Source organism: Megasphaera cerevisiae DSM 20462 (assembly GCF_001045675.1).
In the GTDB taxonomy this organism is placed as follows: Bacteria; Bacillota; Negativicutes; order Veillonellales; family Megasphaeraceae; genus Megasphaera; species Megasphaera cerevisiae.
The window spans coordinates 18,362-45,057 of sequence record NZ_LEKT01000016.1; the positions used below are offsets into that span (position 1 = coordinate 18,362).

The 26,696-nt window shown below is 45.0% G+C and carries 25 protein-coding genes; 7 read left to right on the forward strand and 18 right to left on the reverse strand.

What is annotated here, in order from left to right:
- Position 1: 1 nt before the first annotated feature.
- The 6 genes from AB840_RS06390 to AB840_RS06415 all read right to left on the reverse strand — a co-directional run bounded on the left by AB840_RS06390 (position 2) and on the right by AB840_RS06415 (position 5,040).
- Entirely contained in the window at positions 2-280 is a 279-nt protein-coding gene (locus AB840_RS06390; RefSeq protein ID WP_048514008.1) for a thioredoxin domain-containing protein, read from the reverse strand.
- Between the two features lie 60 nt (positions 281-340).
- Positions 341-733, reverse strand: a complete 393-nt coding sequence (locus tag AB840_RS06395) for a NifB/NifX family molybdenum-iron cluster-binding protein (protein ID WP_048514009.1) — start codon at positions 731-733, stop codon at positions 341-343.
- Positions 734-933: 200 nt separating this feature from the next.
- Positions 934-1,428 carry a hypothetical protein gene (locus AB840_RS06400; RefSeq protein ID WP_048514010.1) on the reverse strand — a complete coding sequence of 165 codons (495 nt, stop codon included), beginning with the start codon at positions 1,426-1,428 and terminating at the stop codon, positions 934-936.
- A gap of 104 nt (positions 1,429-1,532) precedes the next feature.
- On the reverse strand, positions 1,533-2,681 hold the full coding sequence (locus AB840_RS06405) for a L,D-transpeptidase (protein WP_072061780.1): 1,149 nt from the start codon (positions 2,679-2,681) through the stop codon (positions 1,533-1,535).
- Between the two features lie 10 nt (positions 2,682-2,691).
- Positions 2,692-4,026, reverse strand: a complete 1,335-nt coding sequence (locus AB840_RS06410; protein WP_048514011.1) for a nucleobase:cation symporter-2 family protein — start codon at positions 4,024-4,026, stop codon at positions 2,692-2,694.
- Positions 4,027-4,083: 57 nt separating this feature from the next.
- Complete coding sequence (locus AB840_RS06415) at positions 4,084-5,040, reverse strand: L-lactate dehydrogenase (RefSeq protein ID WP_200809957.1); 957 nt, start codon at positions 5,038-5,040, stop codon at positions 4,084-4,086.
- Positions 5,041-5,297: 257 nt separating this feature from the next.
- Between AB840_RS06415 and AB840_RS06420 the strand changes: the two genes are divergently transcribed.
- The 3 genes from AB840_RS06420 (at position 5,298) to AB840_RS06430 (ending at position 8,168) form a co-directional block, all read left to right on the forward strand.
- Entirely contained in the window at positions 5,298-5,924 is a 627-nt protein-coding gene (locus tag AB840_RS06420; protein WP_048514012.1) for a DUF47 domain-containing protein, read from the forward strand.
- Positions 5,917-6,933 carry an inorganic phosphate transporter gene (locus AB840_RS06425; RefSeq protein WP_048514013.1) on the forward strand — a complete coding sequence of 339 codons (1,017 nt, stop codon included), beginning with the start codon at positions 5,917-5,919 and terminating at the stop codon, positions 6,931-6,933. The genes AB840_RS06420 and AB840_RS06425 overlap by 8 nt, the downstream gene beginning before the upstream one ends.
- 212 nt (positions 6,934-7,145) lie before the next feature.
- Complete coding sequence (locus tag AB840_RS06430) at positions 7,146-8,168, forward strand: 1-aminocyclopropane-1-carboxylate deaminase/D-cysteine desulfhydrase (protein ID WP_048514014.1); 1,023 nt, start codon at positions 7,146-7,148, stop codon at positions 8,166-8,168.
- Between the two features lie 72 nt (positions 8,169-8,240).
- On the opposite strand, the gene AB840_RS06435 is transcribed toward AB840_RS06430, so the two are convergent.
- From AB840_RS06435 to AB840_RS06445, 4 genes are all read right to left on the reverse strand, one after another.
- A complete protein-coding gene (locus AB840_RS06435; protein WP_048514015.1) occupies positions 8,241-9,137 on the reverse strand; it encodes a dihydrodipicolinate synthase family protein in 897 nt (298 codons plus the stop codon).
- An 81-nt stretch (positions 9,138-9,218) separates the two neighbouring features.
- Positions 9,219-10,247: an MFS transporter gene (locus AB840_RS06440; RefSeq protein ID WP_200809956.1), complete on the reverse strand. Its 1,029-nt coding sequence runs from the start codon at positions 10,245-10,247 to the stop codon at positions 9,219-9,221.
- Positions 10,147-10,485: an MFS transporter gene (locus AB840_RS17555; RefSeq protein ID WP_200809955.1), complete on the reverse strand. Its 339-nt coding sequence runs from the start codon at positions 10,483-10,485 to the stop codon at positions 10,147-10,149. Before AB840_RS17555 ends, AB840_RS06440 begins: the two co-directional genes overlap by 101 nt.
- Before the next feature lie 64 nt (positions 10,486-10,549).
- Positions 10,550-12,067, reverse strand: coding sequence for a UxaA family hydrolase (locus tag AB840_RS06445; RefSeq protein WP_072061781.1), 1,518 nt, complete (start codon positions 12,065-12,067; stop codon positions 10,550-10,552).
- Positions 12,068-12,577: 510 nt separating this feature from the next.
- On the opposite strand from AB840_RS06445, the gene AB840_RS06450 reads away from it, so the two are divergent.
- On the forward strand, positions 12,578-12,847 hold the full coding sequence (locus AB840_RS06450; protein ID WP_048514016.1) for a type II toxin-antitoxin system Phd/YefM family antitoxin: 270 nt from the start codon (positions 12,578-12,580) through the stop codon (positions 12,845-12,847).
- 43 nt (positions 12,848-12,890) lie between these two features.
- Positions 12,891-13,079: a Txe/YoeB family addiction module toxin gene (locus AB840_RS18260; protein WP_354523340.1), complete on the forward strand. Its 189-nt coding sequence runs from the start codon at positions 12,891-12,893 to the stop codon at positions 13,077-13,079.
- A gap of 256 nt (positions 13,080-13,335) precedes the next feature.
- Here AB840_RS18260 and AB840_RS06455 read toward each other — a convergent pair whose 3' ends face one another.
- The 3 genes from AB840_RS06455 to AB840_RS06465 all read right to left on the reverse strand — a co-directional run bounded on the left by AB840_RS06455 (position 13,336) and on the right by AB840_RS06465 (position 16,545).
- On the reverse strand, positions 13,336-14,121 hold the full coding sequence (locus AB840_RS06455) for an IclR family transcriptional regulator (protein ID WP_048514017.1): 786 nt from the start codon (positions 14,119-14,121) through the stop codon (positions 13,336-13,338).
- Positions 14,122-14,410: 289 nt separating this feature from the next.
- Complete coding sequence (locus tag AB840_RS06460) at positions 14,411-14,617, reverse strand: hypothetical protein (RefSeq protein WP_048514018.1); 207 nt, start codon at positions 14,615-14,617, stop codon at positions 14,411-14,413.
- A gap of 320 nt (positions 14,618-14,937) precedes the next feature.
- The gene (locus tag AB840_RS06465; protein WP_048514019.1) at positions 14,938-16,545 is read right to left on the reverse strand and encodes a gamma-glutamyltransferase family protein; all 1,608 of its coding nucleotides are present in this window, start codon (positions 16,543-16,545) and stop codon (positions 14,938-14,940) included.
- A 209-nt stretch (positions 16,546-16,754) separates the two neighbouring features.
- Here AB840_RS06465 and AB840_RS06470 point away from each other — a divergent pair, with 209 nt between their 5' ends.
- The gene (locus AB840_RS06470; protein ID WP_048514020.1) at positions 16,755-17,645 is read left to right on the forward strand and encodes a diacylglycerol/lipid kinase family protein; all 891 of its coding nucleotides are present in this window, start codon (positions 16,755-16,757) and stop codon (positions 17,643-17,645) included.
- 150 nt (positions 17,646-17,795) lie between these two features.
- Here the strand turns inward: AB840_RS06470 and AB840_RS06475 are convergent, their stop codons facing one another.
- Positions 17,796-18,506, reverse strand: a complete 711-nt coding sequence (locus tag AB840_RS06475; protein WP_048514021.1) for a CpsD/CapB family tyrosine-protein kinase — start codon at positions 18,504-18,506, stop codon at positions 17,796-17,798.
- A gap of 143 nt (positions 18,507-18,649) precedes the next feature.
- The gene (locus AB840_RS06480) at positions 18,650-19,381 is read right to left on the reverse strand and encodes a LytR/AlgR family response regulator transcription factor (RefSeq protein ID WP_048514022.1); all 732 of its coding nucleotides are present in this window, start codon (positions 19,379-19,381) and stop codon (positions 18,650-18,652) included.
- Positions 19,382-20,734: 1,353 nt separating this feature from the next.
- Between AB840_RS06480 and AB840_RS17080 the strand changes: the two genes are divergently transcribed.
- A complete protein-coding gene (locus AB840_RS17080; protein ID WP_160300561.1) occupies positions 20,735-21,364 on the forward strand; it encodes a sensor histidine kinase in 630 nt (209 codons plus the stop codon).
- A gap of 93 nt (positions 21,365-21,457) precedes the next feature.
- On the opposite strand, the gene AB840_RS06490 is transcribed toward AB840_RS17080, so the two are convergent.
- The 3 genes from AB840_RS06490 to AB840_RS17785 form a co-directional block, all read right to left on the reverse strand.
- Positions 21,458-23,452 (reverse strand): molybdopterin-dependent oxidoreductase, encoded by a 1,995-nt coding sequence (locus tag AB840_RS06490; RefSeq protein ID WP_048514024.1) that lies wholly within the window; start codon positions 23,450-23,452, stop codon positions 21,458-21,460.
- A gap of 282 nt (positions 23,453-23,734) precedes the next feature.
- Positions 23,735-24,532 carry a dCTP deaminase domain-containing protein gene (locus AB840_RS06495; protein WP_048514025.1) on the reverse strand — a complete coding sequence of 266 codons (798 nt, stop codon included), beginning with the start codon at positions 24,530-24,532 and terminating at the stop codon, positions 23,735-23,737.
- 595 nt (positions 24,533-25,127) lie between these two features.
- Positions 25,128-26,432, reverse strand: a complete 1,305-nt coding sequence (locus AB840_RS17785) for an ATP-binding protein (protein WP_048514026.1) — start codon at positions 26,430-26,432, stop codon at positions 25,128-25,130.
- Positions 26,433-26,696: the final 264 nt, after the last annotated feature.

Genomic DNA, 26,696 nt, shown 5'->3' on the forward strand with positions numbered 1-26,696 from the left:
ATCAGCGAATCGCCTGATCCAATACAGCCTTGACATGTCCTTTGATTTCATCATAGCTCTGGCCGGGCTGCGCTTCATAAAACCGTTCCGTGCCGATAAACATAGACGGCACATAATAATAAGAATGCCCCTTTACCACATCAGGATGCTCTGTTTCTTCATACCATTCCACAGGAACCGTCCCGTAAACCGGATTTTCTTCTATAAGCTCCTGAATAGCGGCCCTGGCATTACGGCAATAGGGACATCCATTCAGATAAAACGCTGTAATGGTTTTCATCACAATTCCCTCCTTTTATTACTTCTTAATACATAAATTCTATTGATATTGTATCACATCTTAATGTATACATCTATGGGTACCGCAGGATTCTCCATCATGCTCGTGATCATCATGATCGTGATGATCACAATGCACATTTTTATCATAACACAGCGTACCCGCTAAAAATGCCCGGACAGCCTCATCAGCATTGCCGCAAACACCGCCATACAAGGCAATGCCGGCTTCCTCCAGCGCCAGCTTGGCTCCGCCGCCGATGCCGCCGCAGATCAAGGTTTGCACATGATACTGCTGTAAAAGCACGGCCAATGCGCCATGACCACTATCTCCCGTGTCCACAATTTCTTCCTGCGTGATGACGCCGTTTTCTACATCATAAAATTTGAACTGCTCCGTATGTCCAAAATGCTGAAATACGTTTCCGTCATCATACGTTACTGCAATTTTCATAAGATCAATTCCTTTCCGACTCTCTGTTCTCGCCGGTACAAGGTATAACCGGCTGCACTATAATTGACATATGTCAATTATAGTGCAGCCGGTATTTTTTGTCAATACAGCGAAGCGTGACGGTATCTCCTTAGTACATAAATACGGTCAGAAGCGGTGTCCATTGATTCCGGCATCGTTTCTGACCGTATTCCATTCACTTAACCTGCGGTTCTGACATTAATGCTGATAATATAAAAATTCTGCACGTCAAAAGACAACCGGTTACCATATGCATCTTCATATTCATACAAGGTTTTATCCGTACCATTTTCCTCATAGCTGTACAAATGATCGGCCTGCTTATACACCTTGTTCAGTACGTCCGCCGTCATACCGGTCGTCACCCCGTCCGGTGTAGCCAGCCAATTTTCCGTACAAGTGACATAGGCGGCCTGGCGGGATGCCGCATTGAACCCCACCAAAAACGTACCGGCATAATTATATTCAATATATTGCACTCCTGTATCAGCGTCAATATTCTTGGCTGCTGCCGGCTCGCCATACACATCTGTCACATAGGAAATCGTACTGCCCGGGCCAACACCGCCGACAGCTATCTGATCCGTTGACACCTGGGCAAAACACGGAATCGCCAATGCCAAAGCAATACATCCGGCAAAAGCTGCTGCCAGCCTGCGAATGAAATTTAACATAAGTACCTCATACTCCTTATAATTCGACAACTCGTTACACAACAGTTCTTATTATATACCTACAAAGACCAGATAACAAATTGCCGAACTCGGAGAATTTCCGCCTATGCTGTTTTCTGTTTCGTTTGCTGTTTTACCGGCACTGCCGATGCGGGCTCCGTTTTTTTCTGCGGCCCCTTATCTTCCGATACATTCTGCCGGACAGAGACCATGACATACTGCAAATCCGACGTGAGCTGCCCCATTACATGAAACAAAGCCGCCGCATCGGTACCCTTCACATAGACCACATCACTTTTGACGATCCCCGGTGCGGTTCCATAGGGACTCGTCAGCACCCTGCCGCTGCCATTCCAATGCAGATCCAACCTCAGCGCGGTCGCAACGGAGACGGCCGGGACATACATGATGCCATCCTTCTCCAAGGCCCGCTGAGACAACCTGCGGCCATCGACAATCAAATCATAGGCTTTAGCAACATAGGCAGGCAATCCGTCGGAAGCGCCTATCTTAGCTGCAATGGCCGGCGCTTCGGCAAAATTTTCCACACCATATCCGGCCAGCGCCTTCTTTACGTCCTGCACGCTCACCTGCTGCCAGCCGTATCCATCAGGATAGATATAATAGGCCACAGTATGATCGGGTGCGCTGTCAATAACAATACGATCATAATATACCGTAACCGGCGTTCCCACACGTACCAGTGGATATAAATCCTCCACATCTTCTTCATGCATGCGGACGCAGCCATTGGACACGTATGAACCCACGGTACCGGGACGGTTTGTACCGTGAATCCCATAGGTGCCATAAAACCCGATCCAACGATATCCCAACGGGTTCTCCGGACCCGAAGGAATCCGTATACTGGTATCATCGGGATCAATCCACGTCGGGTCCATTTCTTTATTCTGCACATAATAAAAGCCAGTCGGCGTAGGCGTCGTTGTCTTTCCCACGCCAACAGGATACATACGTATTTTCATGCTTCCTTCATACAAAATCAAAATGCGGCTGGCAAGATTGATACCTATTTTCTTTTCTGTCGAAACAGGGACCGGTTTGGCCGGAAGACCGGCATTATCCAGCTGCACCGTCTTATCCGCCGTTTTGATATCTACCGTCACGCCGGTAGAAAGCGGTTGAGCGGCCAGCGGCATGGCTTCCGCAGCGGACACGATACTGACCGTCAGGATAAGAACACACGCCAGCAGCATAATTTTTCTCAGCAATACATTTTTTCTTTTCATCATAAAATTCTGTCTACTCTTCCTCCACAGCCGCTTCTTCGCCCACGCCGTTCAAGATAAGATTTAAAACAACTGCAGTCAAGCTCCCCAGCGTAATGCCGCTTTGAAGAATAATTTTAGCCGCATCAGGAAAATTTTGAAAAAAAGTGGGAACAGTCAGCGTAATCATGCTGATCCCAATACTAACGGCTACCAGCATTAAATTATAATTCCCCTCAAAATCCACTTTGGACAAAGCCCGTATACCGCTCGCAATAATCATGCCAAACATTGCCAATCCGGCACCGCCTAATACGGAATTGGGAATACAGGCAACAACAGCTGCCATTTTAGGAAATAATCCCAAGGCAATTAAAATAATACCCGATCCCGCTACAACAAACCGGCTTTTTACGCGCGTAACGGCAATCAAACCTACATTCTGAGCAAAAGCCGTATACGGAAAGCTGTTAAAAACCCCTCCGATAAAGGTAGACAGCCCATCTGCCCGAAGACACTGCGCCAGATTTTTTCTGCCAATAGGCTTACCTACGATTTCACCAATGGCAATACAATCACCGGTCGTTTCTACCATGACGACAAGCATCACAATAATCATAGAAATAACCGATCCCACATCAAAGGTAGGAAATCCAAAGGAAAAAGGCGTAATGATCCCAAACCAATCTGATCTCCCTACTTCGGCAAAGTCCGTCTGCCCCAGAACCATAGCGATAACCGTGCCGCAAATCAAGCCGATCAACACGGCAATATTGCTTACAAAACCTTTGCCATACCGATATACCAGAATAACAATCCCCAAGGTGATGAAAGCTAAAAATAAATGCATCGGATTGGCAAAGTCAGGAGACGACGGGCTGCCACCCCCACCAATCCACCGTACAGACACCGGTAGAAGCGTAATTCCGATAATCGTAATAATCGTACCGGTAACGACCGGAGGAAAAAAACGGATAAGACGGCTGAACCATGGCGCAATAAAAAAAGTAAATAAACCGGCAAGAATAATTGCCCCATAAATAGCCGTTATCCCATGCTCTATACCAATCAAAATCATCGGCGTAACCGAAGCAAAGGTCACTCCCTGGATCATGGGAATACGTGCTCCGACCTTCCAAAATCCCAGTGTCTGAATCAATGTAGCAATACCGCAGGTAAATAAATCAGCATTAATCAAATGAATAAGCTGATCCGGCGTCAAATGCATGGCTTGTGCAACAATAATAGGTACTGCCACCGCGCCGGCATACATAGCCAGTACATGCTGCAATCCATAAGCAAATAACTTTGAAAGTGGCAACATTTCATCAACAGGATGAATACTGTTGCCCGTTCTGTTTTCACTCATAATCCCACCTCAGATTGATACTAATCAGGCTCCCCCAAAAGATGCCTGTCTGTTTTTTTATTGAATTTCTTCAGCCCGCTTGAGAAAATCCCGCAGAATATTACAGGAATCGTGGAATTTTTTCTGTTCGTCCATCGTAATCGGCATTTCCAGTATATTCTCCACGCCTTGCCTTCCAATGACGCAGGGCACACCGGCAGCGACATGTTGTTCCCCGTATTCACCATCTAATGCCGTCGAACAAGGCCACACTAGCTTCTGATCATGAAAAATAGCCGTAATAAGCATGCAGGCCACATTGGCAATTCCAAATTCAGTGCAGCCTTTACCATCAATTTCGATATCACCGGCCCGTTTGACCTCCTCCTGAAGCTGTTCCAGACTCAAGCCGGCTAATTCTGCCTTTTCCTTATGCAGGTCTAAGAAGGGTTTGCCATTAATAAAAATCCGCGACCAGACAATAAAGCTGGAATTACCGTGTTCTCCCATGCAAAATCCCTGGATAGAACGACGCGCATAGCCCGTGCGATGCGCCAGAACACGCAGGAGTCTGTAGGTTTCCAAGCTCGTCCCGGTACAAAAGCAACGGTTCCGTTCCCAGCCCATACGGCGGCGTATATATTCACAAATAATATCCGCCGGATTGGAAATACTGATCATGATGCCTTGAAAATGAACTGTTTGCAAATGAGAAATCACCTCATTGGCCATTCGAATCGAATCATCAAACATATCCAGGCGGGTCTCGCCGGGCCGTCGGCTGCGACCAAAGGCCATCACTAAAATATCAGCATCCGCAAGCTCTTCGTAGCCACCGGCACGAATGGCTGCGTCATGGCCGCATACGGCACCGCTGATTGCATCATCCATATCCATGGCATGCCCTTCCGCCTTTTCTTTAAGTAAATCAATCAGCACGATATCATCAGCTTCGCCGGCCTGAATAAGCGCCAGCGCAACATGAGAGCCTACATGGCCAGCACCGACAATAACTACCTTCCGTGTTTTCAACATGATGTAAGTCCTCCTTTATATTTTTCTGTCATTTATGCCATGAACACAATACATCGGATTTCAGGCACTGTCACATTGTTTTCATTATAGCATACCTATACATAAAAAAAACGTTTTTTTCCAAACATGCCTTTCCCAATATACCGTTTCATTAAGTAAAGAAAAAAGAAATACTTTACACAATCTTTACAATAATTTTTCACAATACCAAACCATTTCTTCTATACTGAAAATATAAAAATCAGGAGGTAGATTATATGCTAAGCATCAGTAACAAGCACGAAGAGTTTTTCAATTATTTAATATCCAATGCCGAAAATTTTCACCGCGGCGCCGAAATTGCCAACGAAGTCATGCGCGACGTATCTACTATTTCCATACATATCAAGGAAGTAGTAGCATTAGAGCACACTGCGAATAAAACAAATCAAAACGTCATTATCAAATTATGCCGCGTTTTTATCACCCCGATCGATAGAGAAGATTTCTACCGCCTGACCTGTATTTTAGAGAACTGTATCGATTCATTGCATGGCGCGCTAATGCGAACCAGTGTGTATCATGTAGAAAAAGCACCGGCTGTCGCCATACAGATCACCGAACAGCTGAAAGCCATGGGCGAAGAACTGAAACAAATTTTTGTGCTGCTCAAGGATATCAGCAGCAACGAAGCCGAATTGATGGAGCGGGCCAACCGGCTCAGCAAGTTGGAAACAGAAGTAGACCACATGTACCGCCGTGAATTATCCCGTATTTTTTCCGGCAACGTTCCTATTCTCGATGTAATTCGCTGGAAGGACATTTTAAGTACGCTGGAGGAAACAGCAGACCATGTAGAACGTCTGGGAAATGTGATAAAAGAGGTGACAATGAAATATGCTTGATACATATTTTATTATCATGGTCGTCGTCCTGGCCCTGGTATTCGACTTCATCAACGGATTTCATGATACAGCCAATGCTATCGCCACCTGTGTATCAACCCGTGCCATCCGTCCGGGAATTGCCATCGTCGGCACAGCCGTCCTGAACTTCATCGGCGCTATGATCTCCACAGGCGTCGCCAAAACGATCGGCGGCGACATCGTCGTATCTCCCGCCATGATCAATGAATTGATCATCATTGCCGGCCTGACAGGCGCTATTGCCTGGAATCTTCTTACCTGGTGGTTCGGCATGCCCTCCAGTTCCTCTCACGCACTGATCGGCGGCATGATCGGCGCCATTCTTATTTCTGTCGGTACGGCAGCCTTGAATGACTGGGGCATTATCAAAATTGTCTTATCTCTTATCATTTCCCCTGTCACAGCCATCGTCATGGGATACATTATCATGAATATTCTCTTCATAATCTGCCGTAATTACAAACCAGCCAAAATAAATATTACGGCCAATCGTCTTCAAGTCATATCCGCTGCCCTTATGGCCTTTTCTCACGGCTCTAACGATGCGCAGAAATCCATGGGAATCATCACACTGGCACTTGTATCTGGCGGTTTTATCAACTCGCTGGAAGTTCCAACGATCGTCAAATTTCTCTGCGCCGCGGCTATGGCACTTGGCACCAGTGTCGGCGGCTGGAAAATCATCCGTACTGTCGGAGGAAAAATATTCAAAATGCATCCGATTCACGGCTTTGCCGCAGATCTCAACTCGGCAGTCGTTATCTTCGCTGCGACGATGCTGCATCTGCCTGTCTCCACTACTCACGTCGTATCAGGTTCCATCATGGGTGTCGGTGCCGCACAACGCGTCAAAGCCGTCCATTGGAGCGTCGCCCGTCAGATGGTCACAGCCTGGGTTCTGACCATTCCCTGTACGGCTCTTATGGGGGCTGTCTCATATTGTATTATCAGCTATGTAATGGTTCACATTCTTCCAAGCCTGCAGTAATCGCAGCTGCCAGCAATCAGCAATAACACATGGACATCCCGTCGCTGTGAGGTTATTGTTGTTTCATATATCGCACCTTCCCTATAGACCGACCGGGCCCTGCAGCGTGAATACCATGCGTGGGAGCCCAATTTTTTTTGTGTATAATGAATAGCGCTCTGTCCATCAGGATAAAATTATGATACGATGGAATACAAAAGGAGGCGTTATCCATGAACGCACACAACCCAAAAATCTCGTTTTTAGATCCAGCCCCTACACCTCTGCAGTATCTTCCCGGCCTCTCGCAGGAATTATTCCGGGAAATATATATCAAGCGAGATGATCTGACGCCGGTCGGCGGCGGCGGAAATAAACTCCGCAAGCTGGAGTACCTTATGTTTGAAGCCATGAATCAGCAGGCCACAACGATCATTACCGTCGGCGCCCCACAAACTAATCATGGGCGCCTGACTGCCGCCGTAGCCGCTAAATACGGTCTGAAATGCATTATCGTCACTGTCGGCAAAGACCCGGGCGAGCTCAGCGCCAACCTGCTTCTGGACGGAATATTCGGAGCCCGGGTCATCATCAAAAAAGATGATGGCCGCGACCAGTCCCTGCAGATAGAAGAAACCGTCACCGCAATCAAGTCCAAACAGGAAAAGCAGGGAGAAATCGTCTATGTCATTCCCATGGGCGGCAGTGATATCGTCGGCCTGATGGGCTATTACGACTGCGCCCGCGAGCTTGACATGCAGGCCAAGGAGCAGCATATCGACAATGCCAATATCTATGTCGCCACTGGCAGCATGGGAACATATCTCGGTCTGTACTGCGGCCTCAAGGCCGTCCAATCAAAGCTGAAGCTTACAGGTATTGCGATCCTGCCCTTCGAAAAAAAAGAAAAACAGCGGCTCCATGAATATTTTGCTGAAGCCAAAGAAGCCTACGGATATGATTTTGATGACAGTGATATTCATATTGAAACAGGATATGTCCGCAAAGGCTATAACGAACCGGATGCCAGCGTACGCAAAGCAATTTATCAAATGGCCCGTCATGAAGGGATTCTTCTCGATCCCTGCTATACGGGAAAAATGTATGCTGCCGTTCTCGATATGATTCACGAAAAACGGATAAAGCCAGGTGCGCAAATCATTCTGATGCATACCGGCGGTATGCCCGGGCTGTACACCAAAGAACACCGCCTTTGCTTTGAAAGAGAGCTTAAAGACCAAATTACTATTTTATAAATTAATATCCATAAAAAAATCCATGAAAAAAAACTCCCGAAGCTGCCCGCTCGGGAGTTTTTCATATATTGTTTATTTTGTACGCCACAGCTCATCTGCCACGGCATCCAGACGGTTCTTTTCTTCGGCAGTCAACGAGGATAGCGGTACCTTGCAGTTTTCCTGCATAGGCCGCCCCAGTTCCTTCAAGGCCCATTTCATGACCGGATTGAAGGTCGGATACGCTTCATAAAATTTCATGCGCTTATCTATCTGCCTCTGAATCTTACGAATAGCCGCCAGATCTTCATTACGCAGTGCCTCGGCCGCACTGTGACACATATTCGGATATACATTGGACAAGGCGCCAATGCAGCCATTGCCGCCGGAAATAACGGAGGGAATGCAGTTATTATCATATCCGGTGAATACCATAAAATCTGGATATTGACCTTTGATTTCCTGAATATACCGCTGCGTATGACGCAGTATGGGATGCGTATCCTTTACGCCGATAAAATTTGTATGCTTTGCCAGCAGGCGCAGTATCGTTTCTCCGGAAACGTCATACCCCGTGCGGTCTGCAAAATTGTAAAGGAAAATATTACCGTGAATTTGTCCCATCACATCATCATAATACTGGAACACATTTTCCTGCGTGCAGGCACTGTAATATGGTCCGACAATAATAACGGCATCAGCACCGGCATCAATCGCCGCATTGGATAAGCTGATCGTTTCGGACTTTGCCATACGGCCCGTGCCAGCTAAAACGAATCCCCGGCCAGCAATGTATTTCACAGCATCGGCAATCATCTCCTTGATTTCATTATACGTAAAGGCATAAAATTCGCCGGCGCTGCCGCCAACCAAAATACCATCAATGCCAGCACCTAAAATTTGATCATAGAACGCATGCATATTTTCATAGTTTACAGTGCCGTCAGCATTGACAGAGGTCAAAATCGGGCAAAAATATTTACAATCCATTGTCATTCACCTTCTCTTTCTTCTAAAATATAATTGTCAATAAATACTATTTTAATATTCAAAAATTACTTAATAACGATTTCATGCCTCAATAGGCTTAATATCCTTTAATACAAACAAATACATCAAAGCCCCCACTACACAAAGCGCTCCCGATACCCCCAATGCAGGAATAAACGAGCCTGTAGAAGAAATAATAAAGCCTGTAACAATAGGGCCTAAAATCCCACCAAAATTCGCAATGCAGTTTTGCATTCCTCCCAAGACAGACGTCATATTTTGAGGTGCTATGTCTCCTGGCAAACACCAAATAGCACTCCCGGCAAAAGATAAGCCTGCATAGGAAATACATAATAACACCATTAATATAGTATTACTAGAAGACAAGCCTGCAAACGCAATAGTTGTTGCTAACACCATTCCGCCCACCAAGTTTGTTTTTCTTGCTATGTCCAATGATTTTGTTTGTTTATATGTGTAATCAAGCAGCCAACCGCCGAACCACTCTGATAAAATCCCCGTCAAGGGCGGCAGCATAGCCATCCATCCCATTGTCGCAAAGGATAAGCCCCGCTCTTGCACCAAATACATGGGAAACCATGTGACAAAAAAATAAATAGAGTAATTTAATGTGAAAAAGCCAATACATATTGCAATAACATTTCTATATCTGAATAATTCATACCATTTCATGGGTTGAACCGCAGCTATAGTGTGCACCCTTTTTTGCCCATTGCGTATATATTTTAGCTCTTCCTCGTTAACATATTTTTGTTTATCAGGATCATTATAATACCAAAACCACACCAATGTCCAAATGACGCCTAAACTCCCGCAGATAATAAACGCTACATGCCAACTGTACGTTGCTATAATCCAAACAACCAACGGCATCGTAAATGCGGTGCCAAACCGGGATCCACTATCAAAAATAGCGGTCATTTTTCCTCTTTCATGATCAGGAAACCATTTTGCAGTAATACCCGCATTACAAGGATACGCACCAGCTTCACCCGTTCCCATAAATATCCTGGCAAATAAAAAGTCCCATAGGTGTCCTAGCAAGTGCAGTTGCAACCGTTGCCAATGACCACCACAAAACAGAAACACCTAAACAAATTCGTTGACCAATTCTGTCTGCTAACCAGCCGGCCGGAATTTGAAATGCGGCATAACTCCAAAAAAAAGCAGACATAATAAATCCCATTTCAGCAGTCGTAATATGTAAGTCAGAAATAATTGCAGGTGCTGCCGCAGACATAACCGTGCGATCCAAATAATTAATAACGATGGTCATAAGCATTAACGCTCCAACACCATATCGGGCATGCGTCATCATTTTTTTCATAAATACCACGTCCTTCCAATACTTATATTCCATTTATATATATCGTATGAAACTATAACGCACTTTATACGGTTGTTGCCAACCGCCAAATCGAGAAATCATTTTGTTTATTGATTTCAGCCTTGGTTCGCGTCCCTTGGCTTATTTTTACCATATAGTCCAGAATTTCTTCTCCTACTTCCTGAATTGTTCTTTTACCTTCAATTACCGTACCGGCGTTTAAATCAATGGAATCATTCATCGATTGGAAAACCTGCGAATTGGAGGCAATCTTGATCGTTGGTGTAATAGGACTTCCCGTAGGCGTTCCCCTGCCCGTTGTAAAAACACATATATTACAACCGCCGGCCACCATACCGCTGAGCTGTTCAATGTCATTACCCGGCGTATTCATGAAGGTAAGACCAATATCAGTAATGGGCTGTGCATATTGTTTTACTGCTACTACCAGCTGATTTCCGGCCTTATAGACACAGCCCAGTGATTTTTCCTCAATACTGCTGAGCCCGCCTTCAATATTTCCCGGGCTTGGGTTGGCACCGCGAATATCAGCATGGGCCTGAATAACAGTATTCTCAAACCCCTTAATAGTGTCCATGACCTGCTGACTCACTGCAGCATTCACGGCCCGTGCTGCCAAAATATGCTCTGCTCCGATTAATTCTGTCGTTTCGGCAAGAATAACGCTGCCGCCTTGCTGAATAACGATATCGGATGCATCACCTAAGCTTGGATTCGCCGACAATCCTGAAAAGCTGTCACTGCCGCCGCACTCTGTCCCCAGTACTACATCGGCCAGCGTTCCTTTGCTTTTTACAGCGGTTAAAGCTTTATCCAGCATATTTTGAACAATCTTGATTCCTTTTTTGATACTTTTTTCTGTACCGCCAGTTTCTTGAATAGTCAGATATTCTATCGGTTTATAAGGAGCTCTGCTTTTAATCTCATCAGCCACTTCCCGAGCCGGAACTCCTTCACAGCCAAGGCCTACCACCAGTACAGCCGCTACATTGGGATTGGCCCCGGTCCCGGCCAACACATCCCGCGTCTGCCGGGCGTCATAGCTGAGTTCACTGCAGCCATGCTGATGCGTAACATATACGACACTTGTATCTGTCGTTTGACAGGCAGTACCATATATAAATGTATTAGCAATACGTTCAACTACTTTATTGGCACAATGCACACTGGGAATTACTAATACGTGATTGCGAAAACCAAAAGAACCGTCCGGCCGTCTATATCCCTGCAGCTCATAGTTTTTACAGCTATGGGCAATCTCCCTTGTACCATGTACCTGTTGTTTGATTTCCCGTACCGTATGATCTGTATCACCGCGGCCGCGCTCACCTTCTAAGTTATGCACATGAACCCACTCGCCGACTTGAATAGGTTTCGCAGCGATGCCGATATGAGATGCATATTTGATGATCGGCTGACCGCTTCGAATATTCTGCGTCGCAAATTTATGCCCGCTAGGAATATCTTCCCGTATCGTCACACCTAAAACTTCGCTGCCTTTTGACAATGCTTCAAGAGCGGTTGCTACATTATCTAATTCACTGACATGAATTCCCTTCATTATTATCCTCTCCTTTTTTTGTGTTTGTATATACTAATTACGTTTGTATATTCTAATATTAGTTCGAGTATATCATTCGTAAAATTCACTGTCAATGCTTTTTATTTCATATAGTAATAGTATTTACGCATAATATATGTTCAATCCATACTTAAAAGTAATGTAAATCATTTTTATTGCAAATAAAAACAAAGGCCCGTGATCGTCCTATCAAAAGAACTTCTTCGCCTCATAATTAAAGACTGCTAAAACCAAAATAAAATGATAAGGTACTCCAAATTTTATGGCACAAGGTAAATTAGCTTTGCCACTGGAACACGTGATTTTACTGGAACCTGATCAAAGGAACTTCTAGTAAAAAAGATCTCTTGCGAAAGCAAAGAAATTTATTACTATAAATTTAGGATAATGATACAGTTGATCTGTCTGAAAGCCATATAGGTACACGCTCTTATTGAAGTACATGTACTTGTGTGATATAATAAAATTACACAGAAAGGATGTGATCGTATGAAAATTATGAGTCAATCAAAAGCAAGAAAAGAGTTTTTTAAAATAGCAAAAGATGTCAATGCTGACAGCATCCCCGTTATTGCGACCAACAAGGATATTGATAGCGACGTCGTGATAATGTCCAGAGCCGACTACGAAAGCCTGAAAGAAACCTTATATATCCTGTCCGTCCCCGGAATGGCCGAAAAACTGCGGGAATCTTTTGATGATCAAGGCGAAGACTTTGACGGTGATTTAGACCACCTTGTACAAGCTCAAAGTCACTAAGAGATTTAAGCAAGACGCGATAAAGATATATCAGTATCCGGCCATGTATAAAAAACTGAAAGTCTTGATTAAAGTCCTGCAAGCGAATCCGTACAATCCGCCATATGAAAAATTAATATGCAGAGATAACACGTATTCAAGACGTCTTAATATCCAGCATAGATTAGTTTACGAAATCTTTGAAGATACAAAAACAGTGAAATTGCATTCCTGTTGGACACATTACGAATGAGAGGTTCCTTACCCGCAGGAAGTAGTATTAAATTATAGAAAAACAGGATAGCTATATGCTTAATCCTGCTTTTTTTGTAATTATATCTCTGTTTTTATTTTTCTTAATATTATTGGGATTAGCCATTAGATATATTGTGAATGGATTGTCTATTGGGGAAAATACATTCTTGCTGATAAGTAAGAAAAAAGGACTGCAGCAATAAGGAATAACCCTCATTTTGCTGCAGTCCTTTTTAATAACCAGCGTAATTCTATTACTTTTTATACGATATATCCATATTATTTACAGGAATCATTTTCATTTCCTGTTCAATGCGCACTGCCTGCTGCTTCAGCAGAGAGACAATAGACTGAACTTTTTCTGGTGTTGAACGAAAAATAGGAAGACTGACACTCATGGAAGCCAGAATATCATTCTCCCGTCTAATCGGTACGGCTAAGCATTCTACCTCTATATGCGTCTCTCCGATTTCATGAGCATATCCATTAGCTCTGACCGCTGCAATCTGCGTTAACAACATATCTATATCAACTGTCGTTTTTTCTGTATATCGTGTCAACCCCTCGGCATATAAGGTACGAATAGCTTCATCACTCAATCCGGAAAGAAGGGCTTTCCCCAGAGAGGTTGCAGAAGCTGCCAGCGTTTTTCCCACATGCGACGTAATCCGTATAGCTTGATCCGGTTCCGTTTTTTCCACATACAATACATCTGGACCATCCAATACGCCCAGCTGGCATATTTCATCACACTGTGATACGATTTCCCGCATATGCGGCCGGATAATAGCTAAATAATCCAGTGAATGTTCGTATGCGTTTCCCAGCTTGAAGCACTGCTGACCGATTGTAATCACAGAATTATGTATCTTCAAATATCTTTCATGGGCCAACGTCATAATAATCGGATGAAGCGTCCCTTTGGCGATTCCAGTCTGATTTGAAATATCCGTCAAGGTCAGCTCTTTATCGCTGTCGCAAACAGTCTCCAATATATGCAGCACTCGTAATGTCGGATGATGTAATTTACTATATTCCATATTTCACCTGTATCAGGATACGTTAAAATTAATAAGTATATTAAATTCATTATAACGAATATAGTTTTTATTGTAAAGTAAACAAATCATGCGGCAACCAAAGAAAGGACGTCATCGGAAGGATACCGTACATGACAAAAAATATCTGATGATGGTGAAAAGCCAGGTCACGACTTGATTGACACCCTAGTTTCCAACCAACCGGCTTATCGTAAAACTCACATAAAAATAACGTATCTGCCGCATCACCGCACAACAGGTACGTTATTTTATCCGCCCCGCACCGGCCTCACCGGAACATGAGCAAAGTAACAAGGATAGACAGAATCAGCATAGGCCCTACAAAGACCGCTGCTGACGTACTGGCCGCCAGGCAGATCGCCAATCCCAAGACTGCGCCGATCCCCAATTCAGCCAATCCAAAGGAACTAAAGAAATAATCCATAAATCCTTCCGAACGTTTTACGGCCGGAGCCTTTACCATTTCATTCATCATAATGATTCCCCTCTTTTCACATGACGCCACTAAAAAAAGCCGAAAAGGTACTTTCATCATATTCGCACCCTTGCGACCTTTCATTATCTTGCAATATATATTTCCATAATTAAAGATATATGTCATATATATCTTTAATTACAACTTTATTATACACTTTTTCCATGTTATGTACATGTTTTTATAATAATTTATTAATATTTTATTGACATTGTCGTTTTTACAAAAACGCAAAAAGGCTGATATGCGGTATAAAAAACAGCGCATCAGCCTTTCTTTTTCATATATATATTTATTTTTTATCATTATTTAATTTGACATTACCATGCTGCGACCGCACCATCGGCCCGCGGTTCCGTAGCTCCGGCAAGAATGCCGGTATGATCGCGCCAGATAATTTGTCCCCGGCCATAGGCCATACTGTCTGGATTAATGACGATATCATGGCCCATCGCCTGCAATTCGGCCACAAGCTCACGCGGCACAGACGATTCTACCTCGATGACCCGTCCGCCAATCCACTGCCACCGCGGCGCATCCAGCGCAGCCTGCGGATTGAGATGAAAATCAATCGTATTCATAAGGACCTGGAGTTGTCCCTGCGGCTGCATAAAGCCACCCATCACGCCAAATGGTCCTACGGGCTTTCCGCCCTGCGTCAAAAATCCCGGAATAATCGTATGATATGATTTTTTGCGGGCCCCGACGCAATTATCACTGGCTGAATCCATAGAAAAATTACTGCCCCGATTGCTAAGTGCCACCCCATATCCCGGAATCACAATACCGGAGCCAAATCCGGCAAAATTGCTTTGAATGAAGGAAACCATATTTCCTTCGCCATCTGCCGTACAAAGATAGACCGTCCCGCCGTTATCAGCATCCACCGGTTCGGGCAGAACAGCCTTACTGCCAATAAGGCAACGGCGCTGCGCAGCATATTCCTCAGACAGCCAATACGCAAGGTTTGTCTTCATAAAACGAGGATCGGCAATATATTGTTTCCCATCCGTAAAGGCCAGCTTCATTGCTTCAATCTGCCGGTGAAAAGTTGTCACCGTATCCCGCGCCTCAAACGCAAATTCCCGAAGAATATTCAGCGCCATAAGGACTACCAGACCATGCCCGTTCGGCGGTATTTCCCACACATCATATCCCCTATAGCCCGTATGAATCGGTTCTACCCATTCCGGTTCATATCCGGATACGTCCTCAGAGCGAATATAGCCGCCGGTTTTTCGGGACCAGGCATCAATCGCTCCGGCTATTTCCCCTTCATACATATCCCGGCACTGACTATCCCGCAGCAGGCGCAGTGCTTTGGCATGATCAGGCAGGGTCAGAATTTCACCGGCCCGAACAGCTCTGCCGTTGGGAAAAAAAGTAGAAAACAGACCTGAAAAAGCCTCTTCATTCCGGTACGGGGCAAACTCCGCTTCACTTTCCCGAAGCATTGCCGCCAAATTAGGCATAACAGCATAGCCTTCCTCCGCATACGCAATGGCCGGATCAAAAAGCCGGGCAAAGGGAAGACGTCCAAACCGCTGGTGTATCGCGGCCCAGGCTGCCGGCGCGCCGGGAACCATAACAGGCATCCAGCCTCTCTTGGGAACAGCATCACAGCCCCGGTTCCGAAGTGCCTCCCAGGTGAGTCGCTGGGGAGACCAGCCGCTGCCGTTTAATCCATACAGATCCCCTTTTATCCAAATCAAGGCAAATACATCGCTGCCAAGACCATTGCTGGTCGGTTCTAATACGACCAAGCTGATTGCAGCTGCCAGAGCAGCATCTACAGCATTGCCGCCCTGCTTCAGCATGTCCAGACCGGCCTGCGAAGCCAGTGTCTGCGAGGTACATACCATGCCGTGCCGTGCATAAACGACCTCCCGGCGCGATGTATAGGGATACTGACTGGAATCAAATTGCATATAAACTCCCCCTTTTGTATATCATATATATTTCTACTATATCATATAAGCCCGTTCCCGTCAGCAGTATATGCCTGCCGTCAATAATTTATTCTGCAAATTTTTTTTACAAATATCATATTCCGTCTTCACTTAAAAGCCTTTTATCGCTATAATAGTAGTACATCCATTATATGAAAAACTATCAATCGCAAGAAGGAGAATTCATCGTGAAACGGTGCATGCTGATCGTCAATCCTACAGCAGGACGCGAACGGGCAAAATATCATAAAAACACGCTTAAAGTCCAACTGGAAAGTATGTTTGATGCTGTCGAGCTGCGTCAGACCGGCCAAGCCGGCGATGCAACAAAATGGGCCGAAGAAGCCGTACTAACTGGTTTTGACTCGGTATTTTGCATGGGCGGTGACGGCACACTCAACGAAACCATCAACGGACTGGCCCGGGGCAACAAGCCCGTCAAGTTTGGCTTTATCCCTATGGGAACGGTTAACGACCTGGCCCGGGCGCTGCAAATGCCCCTTCATCCGGAAGCTGCCATTGCGATGCTCAAAAACTGCAGAACGGTCAACGTGGATATTGCCAGGGCCAACGACCGGTATTTTATCAATACGATTGCAGCCGGCATCATGCCCGCTGCCGTAGGACACGTATCCATTGAGCAAAAAACACGGCTGGGCCCATTGGCCTATTTTCTGACCGGGATCAAGGCCATGCAGACACATCAGACGTCTCTTTTTAAAATTGAAACAGATGACGGACAGGCAATTTACCGGTCGCCTATGATCATTGCCATGCTGACAAACTCCGTCGGCAGCTTTCGCAATATTGCGCCTCAAGCCCGCGTTGACGACGGCAAAATATGGCTGGCAGTGTTTAAAGACTTTAACTATCTCGATCTGCTAAAAATTGTTCCGGAATTTTTAGCAGGCACGCCGCTCAGCTCAGAGTTTATGACCTTAAAAACCTTGACCCATGGCAAAATCACCTTACTGGACGATCCGTTCTTATCAACGAATATGGACGGAGACAAAGGGCCTGATTTTCCGCTGGAATTACAGATTCTGCCTTCCTTTCTGACTGTATATGTTCCGGCCTGACAGCAGAACTCATGATCATGAAGTGTCAGCGAAAGAGCATGTATCTGCTCTACCGCTGAAAAACGAGTGAGAAATCCATTCAATGGAATACTCACTCGTTTTTTTATAATGCAGGATATATATGAACTCCTTTTCAGAATGCCTTTTCAGCTATAGCGGCGCACTCTCATGATGCTGCTTTTCAGCCTTTTCATCATAATAAGCACCGTAGCCATAATTATCACAACGGTACTGCGGCACACAGTTGAGGATGACCCCCAGCAGTCTGGCACCGCCCTGCTCCAGTCTTTCCTTTGCCGATTGCAGCCTCGCCGGAGGCACCACCCCTGAGCGAACCACCAAGACGACCCGATCGGCTTTCGATGCCAGAACTGCCGCATCCGTTACAACCATAATAGGCGGCATATCAATAAAGATATAGTCATATACGTTCCTTACCTGCCGCAAAAGCGCTGCCATATTGGCCGAATTCAATAATTCAGCCGGATTCGGCGGCATCGGCCCGCCAGGTAATATATCCAGATTAGGAGCCGCAATTCCCTTCTGCACCACCTCTTCAAAAGGGGTATTCATGGAAATGCAATTACTGAGTCCCTTATTAGGCAAATTAAAAATAATATGCTGAACTGCCTTGCGCATATCCGCATCAATAAGAAGCACCTTCTTCCCATCCTGTGCCATCATGATTGCCATATTGGCTGCCGTCGTTGATTTACCTTCTCTGGGGGCGGCGGAGGTAAAAATAATGCATTGGATGGCGCTGCCGGCACCGGAAAACTGTAAATTAGTCCGAACAGCCCTATATGCCTCTGCAAAGGGAGATTTTGCCTTATACCTGGTAACTAAATTAATTTCTTCCATATGTTCCTCCTCCGTATACAGTGAGCAGCTCCGCCTGCCGCCAGTCTGTTACGATACGGTTTGCTTCTGCCCTTTGATATAGTCTGATGTCATCCAACAACTCCATACTGAAAAGACCGGTCTGTCATAAGGTACTTCTGGCGCTAATGCCGCTGGAAAATATATCGAAAATATTGTGCCTGAAAATTTCTATATTCCCGTTTGACCAACGGAATGTGCTTGCCGTCACACATTTCAATATAGCTTGATTTGATCACGCATATTTCTTTTTGATTGACAACATATCCTTTATACGGCATGACAAATTGGCCCGGCACAAGGCTGCCAAATACTTTCAACAGCTGTGCCTGACTCTGCCGTACTCTCACATGTTGATTTCCCCGGATATATGCTGTCTGAATGTGAGAATCGCTTTCTATATAATAAATATCATCTACTTCGATAACGCGAATTCCTCCTCCGATGAGCTTGAAAATGATTTTTGAACTGTGCGCTTTATTATAATTAAACATGGCTCTGTCCATAGCTTCCTCAAACTGCTTCTGCGTATACGGCTTGACAAGATAATGAGTCACCCCCAACGAAAACGCCTCCACGGCAAAATCTGTACTCGTCGTCAAAAATATAATTTCTGCCTGCGATTTTTGACGCTTCATTTCTGCCGCTATTTCTGTTCCCAAAATATCCGGCATGCAAATATCAAGAAATACAATATCAAACCATGTCCGGTTTTCTATTTCCTCTAAAAACGTAAAGGCATTGTCATACATACTGCACATGACGCTTTCCTCTCTTTGGGAAAAATAAGTTTCCGTTGCTCTTTTGACAGCATGTACCTGCTGCACTTCATCATCGCAAATGGCAACTTTTATCATCACGTTCCTCCCTCCGCATCAAATTTGTCCTTCCATGCACGCGTTTTTCAAAACAATCAAAACCAAAAGTTATTATTTATTATATAAAACATTTTATTTTAAAATGAATATTTGACCTCACGCATACATTTTTTTCCCTGAATCGACAATATATATTCTAAAATCATGACGCCGCGCACTCCACAACTGCGGACGCTTTCATACTTGATTTGAATGGAATATCAGAACGTCTAAGAATATATTCCAACATTTTCTGGTTTGCATATATAAAAAATAACTGCCAAGGAAATTCCTCAACAGTTATCATCAGCATATCTCATATAGGCGATTTTTTCATGGATAACGCCTTCTGCATATCTGATTGCTCACGATGAGACAGCAGGGAATCGGATCCCATCTTTATTATCCCGATCCATTCTGCTGCAATCGATTTTATAGGAAGACCGCCTGTATAAAATAGTCAGGAGCCAATCATATCGCTGATATCCTCATGTAATCAGATGTTGTTATGAATCTTGCCAATAAATAGTAGCCATTATTGTTTTGGATCAGAAGAAGCACCCCATAATAAAGAGCTATTATTTATCCCCCTGTCAGGGAGAAAGGTAGTGGAGTTTTTGATACTCCATGATACAAGGTGTTTTCATGTTTTACACTATAGCCTTTTCTATTACATTATTAGTCATATGCGTTATCGGTACCGGAATCTATATCCGGTATCTTCCTTTCTGCCCCTTCATAGCTGCGCAGCAAATCACAAAATTAAAAAAGCTATATGGGATGTGCCTCCTGTCAGAATATGTTATCATATCCTTTTTAGTATCCGTCAAATTAATTCCTCTGACCGTCGCGTCCGTCAAAATCATGCTTTACATACTTTGGATACCATTCCTGCTCATTAATTTCGTATGTATTCCCAGCCATGTGTCCCAACATATATTTGCAGCCGGTCTCCAATTTATTTATGCGTTTTTACTGCATACGGTGGCCGGAGCATTTCATTTGCTGCTGCTCCCAAGTATAACAACGGTCCCTGCTTTTTTATATGCTCACTTGATCATATATTTAATATTATTTCTGATCACATTTCAAGCCATCCGGTACTACTTCACAAGATTATTTATTACCTATTATATAGACAACTATTACTGGTCCAAAATAAGCTTTTTTCCTTTTTTTCTTTTTATCTGTAATGTGTATCTCACAGCTGACAGATATACGTCACCGTGGCATCAGCTGTCGGCCAGAATCATCTTCGGAATATGCACTATCTGCCTCTGCTATTGCTTTACACAAAATTTAAAATGGCTCCAGGATCGTGTCAAACTGCGCCACAATAATCAATTACTGCTCATGCAAATTAATTCTATTCAGGATCAAGTCCGCCTGCTGGAGGAATCAAAAAAAGCCCTCGCCCTCCTCCGCCATGATATGCGGCACCACTTTCGAATCTTGTATTCTCTGATCCAGACCAATCATAAAGAAGAAGCGTTGGGCTTTATTAAATCACTGGAAGAAAATATGCAGCAAATAGCCATCCACACCTATTGCCAAAACATATTGATCAACGCCGTTTTATCCGTTTACATCACAAAATTTCGTCAAGCGGCTATTCCCTTGCAATATGACATTGTTGTTCCTGCCCGCATCGGCATTAATGAAACAGATTTGGCAGCTGTCGTGTCCAATCTGCTGGAAAATGCTTTCCAAGCCAGTGAAAAACAGCCGCCTCACAAGCGGAGGCTGCAAATCGATCTGCATATACAAGAAGTCAAGCTGCAGCTCATGGTCAAAAATCAATTTGACTCGCCCGTACTTTTGGGATCCGACGGTCTTCCTGTCACCCTGCATCAGGGACACGGCTTCGGCATGCGTTCCTTAGCCTCGTTTGCCGAAAAATATAAGGCAACGATATTTTGCAAACAAGAAAAGGGCTGGTTTTACATATATATCATCATTTGTAAACCAGCCGCCTCTATGTAAATACATCCTGCCTGCTATACGCATATCACAAGCAGGATGCTTCTGCTTTCCATCCATATCAGCACACGCTATACCGCGTAATGCGATCATACGCTAGCTTCGAATATTGACCTGAACATCATAAAAGGTGCTGCCGCCCCCCTGATCCGTCAGCCGCTGTGAGGTAAGGGCATTCACCGATCGGTCCCCCGGCGCATGCTCAATCCACCATACTCCTTCTGAAACAACTTGCCCCGGCGCAGTACATTCTGTGAGATGGAGTGTAAATTCCGCTTTTCCCCATTCGTTTTCCACCGTAACACGCTGCCCCTCGCGCAGATGTTCACGACCGGCATCCTCCGGATGCATAAAAAGGACCATAATATGCGAACGTGTCAATTCCGACCGTTCATTGAAGGACGAATCCAAAATACGCGGATCCGCGCCATTGACGAAGCGATACATCCCCTTGCCGGCATGAGGCGGGAAATATACCGGCAATGCCGGAATTTCTCCGGTATTCAAAATTTCTATCTTACCGGATCTTGTTTGATAACGGAGCTTATACGCCTCCGGCAGCGGCAGCTCGACAGGCTCTCCGGCAGCCAGACGAACGCGGTCTACCGGCAGTTCCCATTGCTCCGTCGTAGAAATAAGCCGCGCAATGAGGTCATCCTCGCTTTGCCCGAAAAAGTCTTGTGAAAAATGCAGCGCCCGAGCCAGTCCCTGGGCGACCTGCCAGTTGGACCGGCACTCTCCCAGGGGGGCAATGACAGCCTCTCCGCGCTGAATCGTATAATGTCCATACGAATAATAAATATCACTATGTTCCAGCGACGTCGTGGCAGGCAAAACAATATCAGCATATCGTGCCGTATCCGTCATAAATCGTTCATGGACGACAGTGAACAAATCCTCCCGTGCCAATCCCCGTAGTACCTGATTTTGATCCGGCGCGGTACAGGCCGGATTCGACGAATAGACAAACAAGCTTTGAACCGGCGGGTGTCGTTCCTCCAGCAGTGCATTTCCAATTTGACACATGTTGATGAGACGGCAGTCAGGCCGGAGCCACTCGTCACGACTGATAATTCCTTTATCAAAAGCCTTGCTGCCAGCAGTCGATGCCAGCAGTCCGCCGCCTTTTTTTGCCCAAGCACCGACAATAGCTGGCAAGCAAGTAATCAGCCGTGACGTCATAGCTCCGTTGATATAGCGAGACTGTCCGCTGCCAAGACGAATAAACGGCGCCCGCGCCGCCCCATAGGCATGCGCCAGTTCTTCCAGCAAATCCGGCGGTACACCTGTAATCGCTGCCGTATACGCCGGTGTATACTTAGGAAGAATTGTTTCCTTAAGTTCCTCCCAACCCAGAACATACTGACTGATAAACGCGTCATCTGCCAGCCCGTCCCGCCCGATAATATGCAGCATCCCGAGAACCAGAGCCCCATCCGTACCGGGCCGGACCCGTACAAACCGATCGGCATCACGGGCCGTCTTTGTTTCGTATGTATCTATGCACCAGACCGCGGCTCCACGCTTTCGTGCCGCCATTACATCATGCCGAAAATGAAAATTCGTCGCCAGCATGTTGATACTCCATAAAATAATCAAGTCGCTGTCCTGGGCCTCCTGCGGTGTCGGCGGCAGCGTATTGCCCATGACAGCCCGCCAGCCATGACCTTTAGCCGGAGCACAAATCGTGCGGTCCAGCCGGGACGCTCCCAGCAGGTAAAACAGCCCATGCAGGGCGTCATGCTGAACGATTCCCATCGTACCGGCATACGAGTAAGGCAGGATCGCCTCGGCTCCATATTTTTCAATAATGCCCTGCCATGCAGCGGCAATTTTCGCCAACGCCTCTTCCCACGTTATCGGGCGGAACTGACCGTTCCCTTTAGGGCCGCAGCGGCAGAGCGGCGTCAGCAGCCGTCGCTCTGAATACACCGTCCGTTCGTAATGCGCCATCTTCGGGCATAAGGTCCCTCGCGTAAAGGAATGTGCCGGATCACCGGCCACCTTGACGACACGCCCATTCTTCACATATATCAACAACCCGCACGCATCGGGACAATCATACGGACAAACAGATTTATATATTTTCATGCCATCCTCCTTGATCTATCATCACCAGTGCACCATAACTTTTAGTTCATCAATTGTGTAGCGCTATTTCTATTTAGCCGCAATCTAATTCAATATCTCCTGCCGTATTGTTATATTGATATGCCAGAAAAATATCTCCTCTTCTTTTATTTTCCAAATAAATACCATGATCCGATGATCATGTAATTCTAGTAAATTAAAACTACAAAAAAAGCCAAAAAACCGTAATTTACCATATCACGAATTTCTGGCCCTTACCATTATTTTTTATTTCCCCAAACATCACATAAAATGCACAAAAAACATAGCTCCAATAAAGCACATCACAAATATACCAAATAAACTGTTTCGTATTTTATGAGAAATAGTATCAAACAACACAGACACCATCCCCACAAACGCCGCTACCGTCCCAATTAAGACAAGATTAATGAAAATAACCCCATATCCATTATGAATTTCTGGCAATAGTCTTCCATTGATTATCATGATAGAAAACATGGCAATAAAAATAGACATAAGTGTCAATACTGTAGCGTAAATATTACGCACCATAGATGCAATTTCGGATTTTTCAGATTGGGCCACTTTTGCTATCGCCGTCTGTACAGAATGCACCCCTTTTACATCGGCAAAATCAAATTGATCCGTATATATCCCTTCATACGGATCAGTCACATCTTTTTCTAAACGGTAAAACATAATAGAAAAAAGAGAAATACCTTGGCTGATAGTAATCTCATTATCTGCAATATTTGTAACACGGACAAATACTCTGGTATGATGCCCCGGTTGATATACCGGAGCTGCAATATCAAGCCCCATGCGAATAGATGAATTACGAGGAATAATGATGCCCATCATATCATTAGGTACCTGAATCGTTTCCATAGTAGAAACAAAAACACTATCCCCTGGTTTTAATACATGGGATACGCTCACTTGAGGTGAATGATCTACCCATTGAATGCTATCTAATCGTAAATCATAAGAAATATTATGAAAATTATGTTTTTCATACGCATCAATTAATTGATTATCCTGGGAGAGCTGTAAAAGTTCTTCTTTTTGTAAATACATATCCTCACCCCTATTATATGATACTCATATTTTAACACTCAAATACTGAAATCACAATGCTTTTACAATACGCAGAATAAAAATCAATCATGGTATATTAAGTAATGTCTACTGCATAAATGTTATTTTTATTTAGCTCGTATATAAAACTATCAAACAGCAACTACAAACGGTCAATCCCCAGCGCATTCCGATTTTCTTTGTGCTTCTATCATCCGATCAAAGCCCAATGGACCTACTAATTTTCACACCTAAAAATACAAAATCCACGGTATCTTCACTAACCGAGTATTGTGTAATATCTAAATGTTAATAACGAGGTACAAATGTGTGATACAACGAAGCGATTGTGTGCGTATTCAAAGGGTGGCGTTCCACAAGCCAGCGCAATACTATGCGCTTCCACCTTACCCGTAACTTTCGGAGTCACCGGAGGCATACTACGTTTTTTGGGGGATGATAATACCCTATGGATATTTGCAGTCATTAGAACACCCAAGCACATGATTCATTGTATAGTCGCCGTATTCAATGCCCGTTTTGTAGAACATAGTTCGCTTCTTTCTCCTCCAAAATATTCTTTTACATGCGATTTCTATAAAGCAACACGATCGATCTCTTCCACCGCATATAGTGGCAAGTTTACCAGCCAATCTTCCTTTTTGTAATCTGCCATGGACGTACGGACGGAAATTTCTGGATTAAATTTACCCTTATACACCCGCAAGCTTTTGGCTTTGAGATTGACCTCGGCTTTGACCTCCACCGGAATGACCTTTTCGCCGGTGTCGATGACAAAATCCACCTCACAGGAACCACGGTCGTTGGTGAAATAATAGACGCCCAAATCCTCAATGGTTTTGAGCTGCTGACAGACATATTGCCCGGTCAGCGCACCTTTGAATTCGGTGAACAGATCGTTGCCATCCAGCAGCGTGCGCTGCCTAATTCCAGTCATACACCCCAATAGCCCCACGTCCACGATGTACAGCTTGAACGCCCGTAAGTCTTCGTAGGCTTTCAGCGGGATTCCGGCGACGTTGACTCGGCTGACCTTGTGTACCAGCCCGCAGTCGGTGAGCCACATGATTGCGGTCTCGTACTCTTTCGCACGACCGCCCTCGCGGACAAGGCCATAAATAAATTTCTTGTTTTCCTTTGCCAGCTGAGAGGAAATGCTGTTCCATATCATGCGGATCTTCGGCACGATCTCATAGGGCGCGTGCTTAGAGAAATCCTGCTCATACGCCGCCAAAATGCGCTTCTGTATCTCCCGAGCCTCATTGAAGTCCTTGTTCTCGGCGAAACTCTGCACGACCTCTGGCATACCGCCCACGAAATAGTAATGCTTGAGTGCGTCGATGTAGGTCTGCTTGAAGGAGGTGATCATCTCGTAATCCTGCTTGTCCAGTAGTTCAGTGAATCGCTTGTTGCCGGTCGCCATCAGGAATTCCCGGAAAGAAAGCGGATAGAGCTTGAGAAAATCCACCTTTCCCACGGGGAAAGAGGTTCCGCCGTGGAGAGCAATACCCAACAGCGAACCTGCGCAGATAATATGATACTGCGGTGCGTTCTCATAAAAATATTTAAGAGAGGAAAGCGCCCTTGGCACTTCCTGCACTTCGTCAAAAATCAGCAGTGTGTTTTCGGCGTCGATCTTGTGACCGGCGTAAAGCTCCAGCCCCATGATAAGGCGATCCGTGTTCAGGTCAGATGTGAACAGATCCGCCATCCTTGAATTAGAGTCGAAGTTGATATATACGGTATTCGCATACACCTTGGAACCGAATTCTTTCATCAGCCAGGTCTTACCGACCTGACGCGCCCCTTCGATGATCAGCGGCTTGCGGCGCTTGCTTTTCTTCCATGTATAGAGCTTTTCAATAGCAAATCGGTACATACACGCACCTCCACATGATAACGCGAGTACAGCATAGCACAGAAAGACAAAATTATCAACGATATTTAGGAAATTATTAACACTTTTTACGTCGAATATATAATGTTTTATACAAATATTCAATATCCGCACATGCCATAGCCGTTTTCACGCGATAGAATACTTTCCGGCAGCTTGGCGAGTCACTTCCGGCTGAAGGAGGTCGTGCCGAAATAGATGGAAATCAGGCTATCATTAAGCAGCTCTTCCAAGAGTACAACATCG

What these genes read in the sequence shown, in the direction of transcription:
- AB840_RS06460 (WP_048514018.1), bottom strand. Translation starts at nt 14,617, where the DNA reads ATGATGAATGAAATGGTAAAGGCTCCGGCCGTAAAACGTTCGGAAGGA.
- AB840_RS06455 (WP_048514017.1), bottom strand. Translation starts at nt 14,121, where the DNA reads ATGGAATATAGTAAATTACATCATCCGACATTACGAGTGCTGCATATA.
- AB840_RS06450 (WP_048514016.1), top strand. Translation starts at nt 12,578, where the DNA reads ATGAAAATTATGAGTCAATCAAAAGCAAGAAAAGAGTTTTTTAAAATA.
- AB840_RS06405 (WP_072061780.1), bottom strand. Translation starts at nt 2,681, where the DNA reads ATGATGAAAAGAAAAAATGTATTGCTGAGAAAAATTATGCTGCTGGCG.
- AB840_RS06395 (WP_048514009.1), bottom strand. Translation starts at nt 733, where the DNA reads ATGAAAATTGCAGTAACGTATGATGACGGAAACGTATTTCAGCATTTT.
- AB840_RS17785 (WP_048514026.1), bottom strand. Translation starts at nt 26,432, where the DNA reads ATGTACCGATTTGCTATTGAAAAGCTCTATACATGGAAGAAAAGCAAG.
- AB840_RS06425 (WP_048514013.1), top strand. Translation starts at nt 5,917, where the DNA reads ATGCTTGATACATATTTTATTATCATGGTCGTCGTCCTGGCCCTGGTA.
- AB840_RS06435 (WP_048514015.1), bottom strand. Translation starts at nt 9,137, where the DNA reads ATGGATTGTAAATATTTTTGCCCGATTTTGACCTCTGTCAATGCTGAC.
- AB840_RS06445 (WP_072061781.1), bottom strand. Translation starts at nt 12,067, where the DNA reads ATGAAGGGAATTCATGTCAGTGAATTAGATAATGTAGCAACCGCTCTT.
- AB840_RS06490 (WP_048514024.1), bottom strand. Translation starts at nt 23,452, where the DNA reads ATGAAAATATATAAATCTGTTTGTCCGTATGATTGTCCCGATGCGTGC.
- AB840_RS06400 (WP_048514010.1), bottom strand. Translation starts at nt 1,428, where the DNA reads ATGTTAAATTTCATTCGCAGGCTGGCAGCAGCTTTTGCCGGATGTATT.
- AB840_RS17080 (WP_160300561.1), top strand. Translation starts at nt 20,735, where the DNA reads ATGCAAATTAATTCTATTCAGGATCAAGTCCGCCTGCTGGAGGAATCA.
- AB840_RS06410 (WP_048514011.1), bottom strand. Translation starts at nt 4,026, where the DNA reads ATGAGTGAAAACAGAACGGGCAACAGTATTCATCCTGTTGATGAAATG.
- AB840_RS06475 (WP_048514021.1), bottom strand. Translation starts at nt 18,506, where the DNA reads ATGGAAGAAATTAATTTAGTTACCAGGTATAAGGCAAAATCTCCCTTT.
- AB840_RS17555 (WP_200809955.1), bottom strand. Translation starts at nt 10,485, where the DNA reads ATGAAAAAAATGATGACGCATGCCCGATATGGTGTTGGAGCGTTAATG.
- AB840_RS06430 (WP_048514014.1), top strand. Translation starts at nt 7,146, where the DNA reads ATGAACGCACACAACCCAAAAATCTCGTTTTTAGATCCAGCCCCTACA.
- AB840_RS06465 (WP_048514019.1), bottom strand. Translation starts at nt 16,545, where the DNA reads ATGCAATTTGATTCCAGTCAGTATCCCTATACATCGCGCCGGGAGGTC.
- AB840_RS06420 (WP_048514012.1), top strand. Translation starts at nt 5,298, where the DNA reads ATGCTAAGCATCAGTAACAAGCACGAAGAGTTTTTCAATTATTTAATA.
- AB840_RS06480 (WP_048514022.1), bottom strand. Translation starts at nt 19,381, where the DNA reads ATGATAAAAGTTGCCATTTGCGATGATGAAGTGCAGCAGGTACATGCT.
- AB840_RS18260 (WP_354523340.1), top strand. Translation starts at nt 12,891, where the DNA reads ATGTATAAAAAACTGAAAGTCTTGATTAAAGTCCTGCAAGCGAATCCG.
- AB840_RS06415 (WP_200809957.1), bottom strand. Translation starts at nt 5,040, where the DNA reads ATGTTGAAAACACGGAAGGTAGTTATTGTCGGTGCTGGCCATGTAGGC.
- AB840_RS06390 (WP_048514008.1), bottom strand. Translation starts at nt 280, where the DNA reads ATGAAAACCATTACAGCGTTTTATCTGAATGGATGTCCCTATTGCCGT.
- AB840_RS06495 (WP_048514025.1), bottom strand. Translation starts at nt 24,532, where the DNA reads ATGTATTTACAAAAAGAAGAACTTTTACAGCTCTCCCAGGATAATCAA.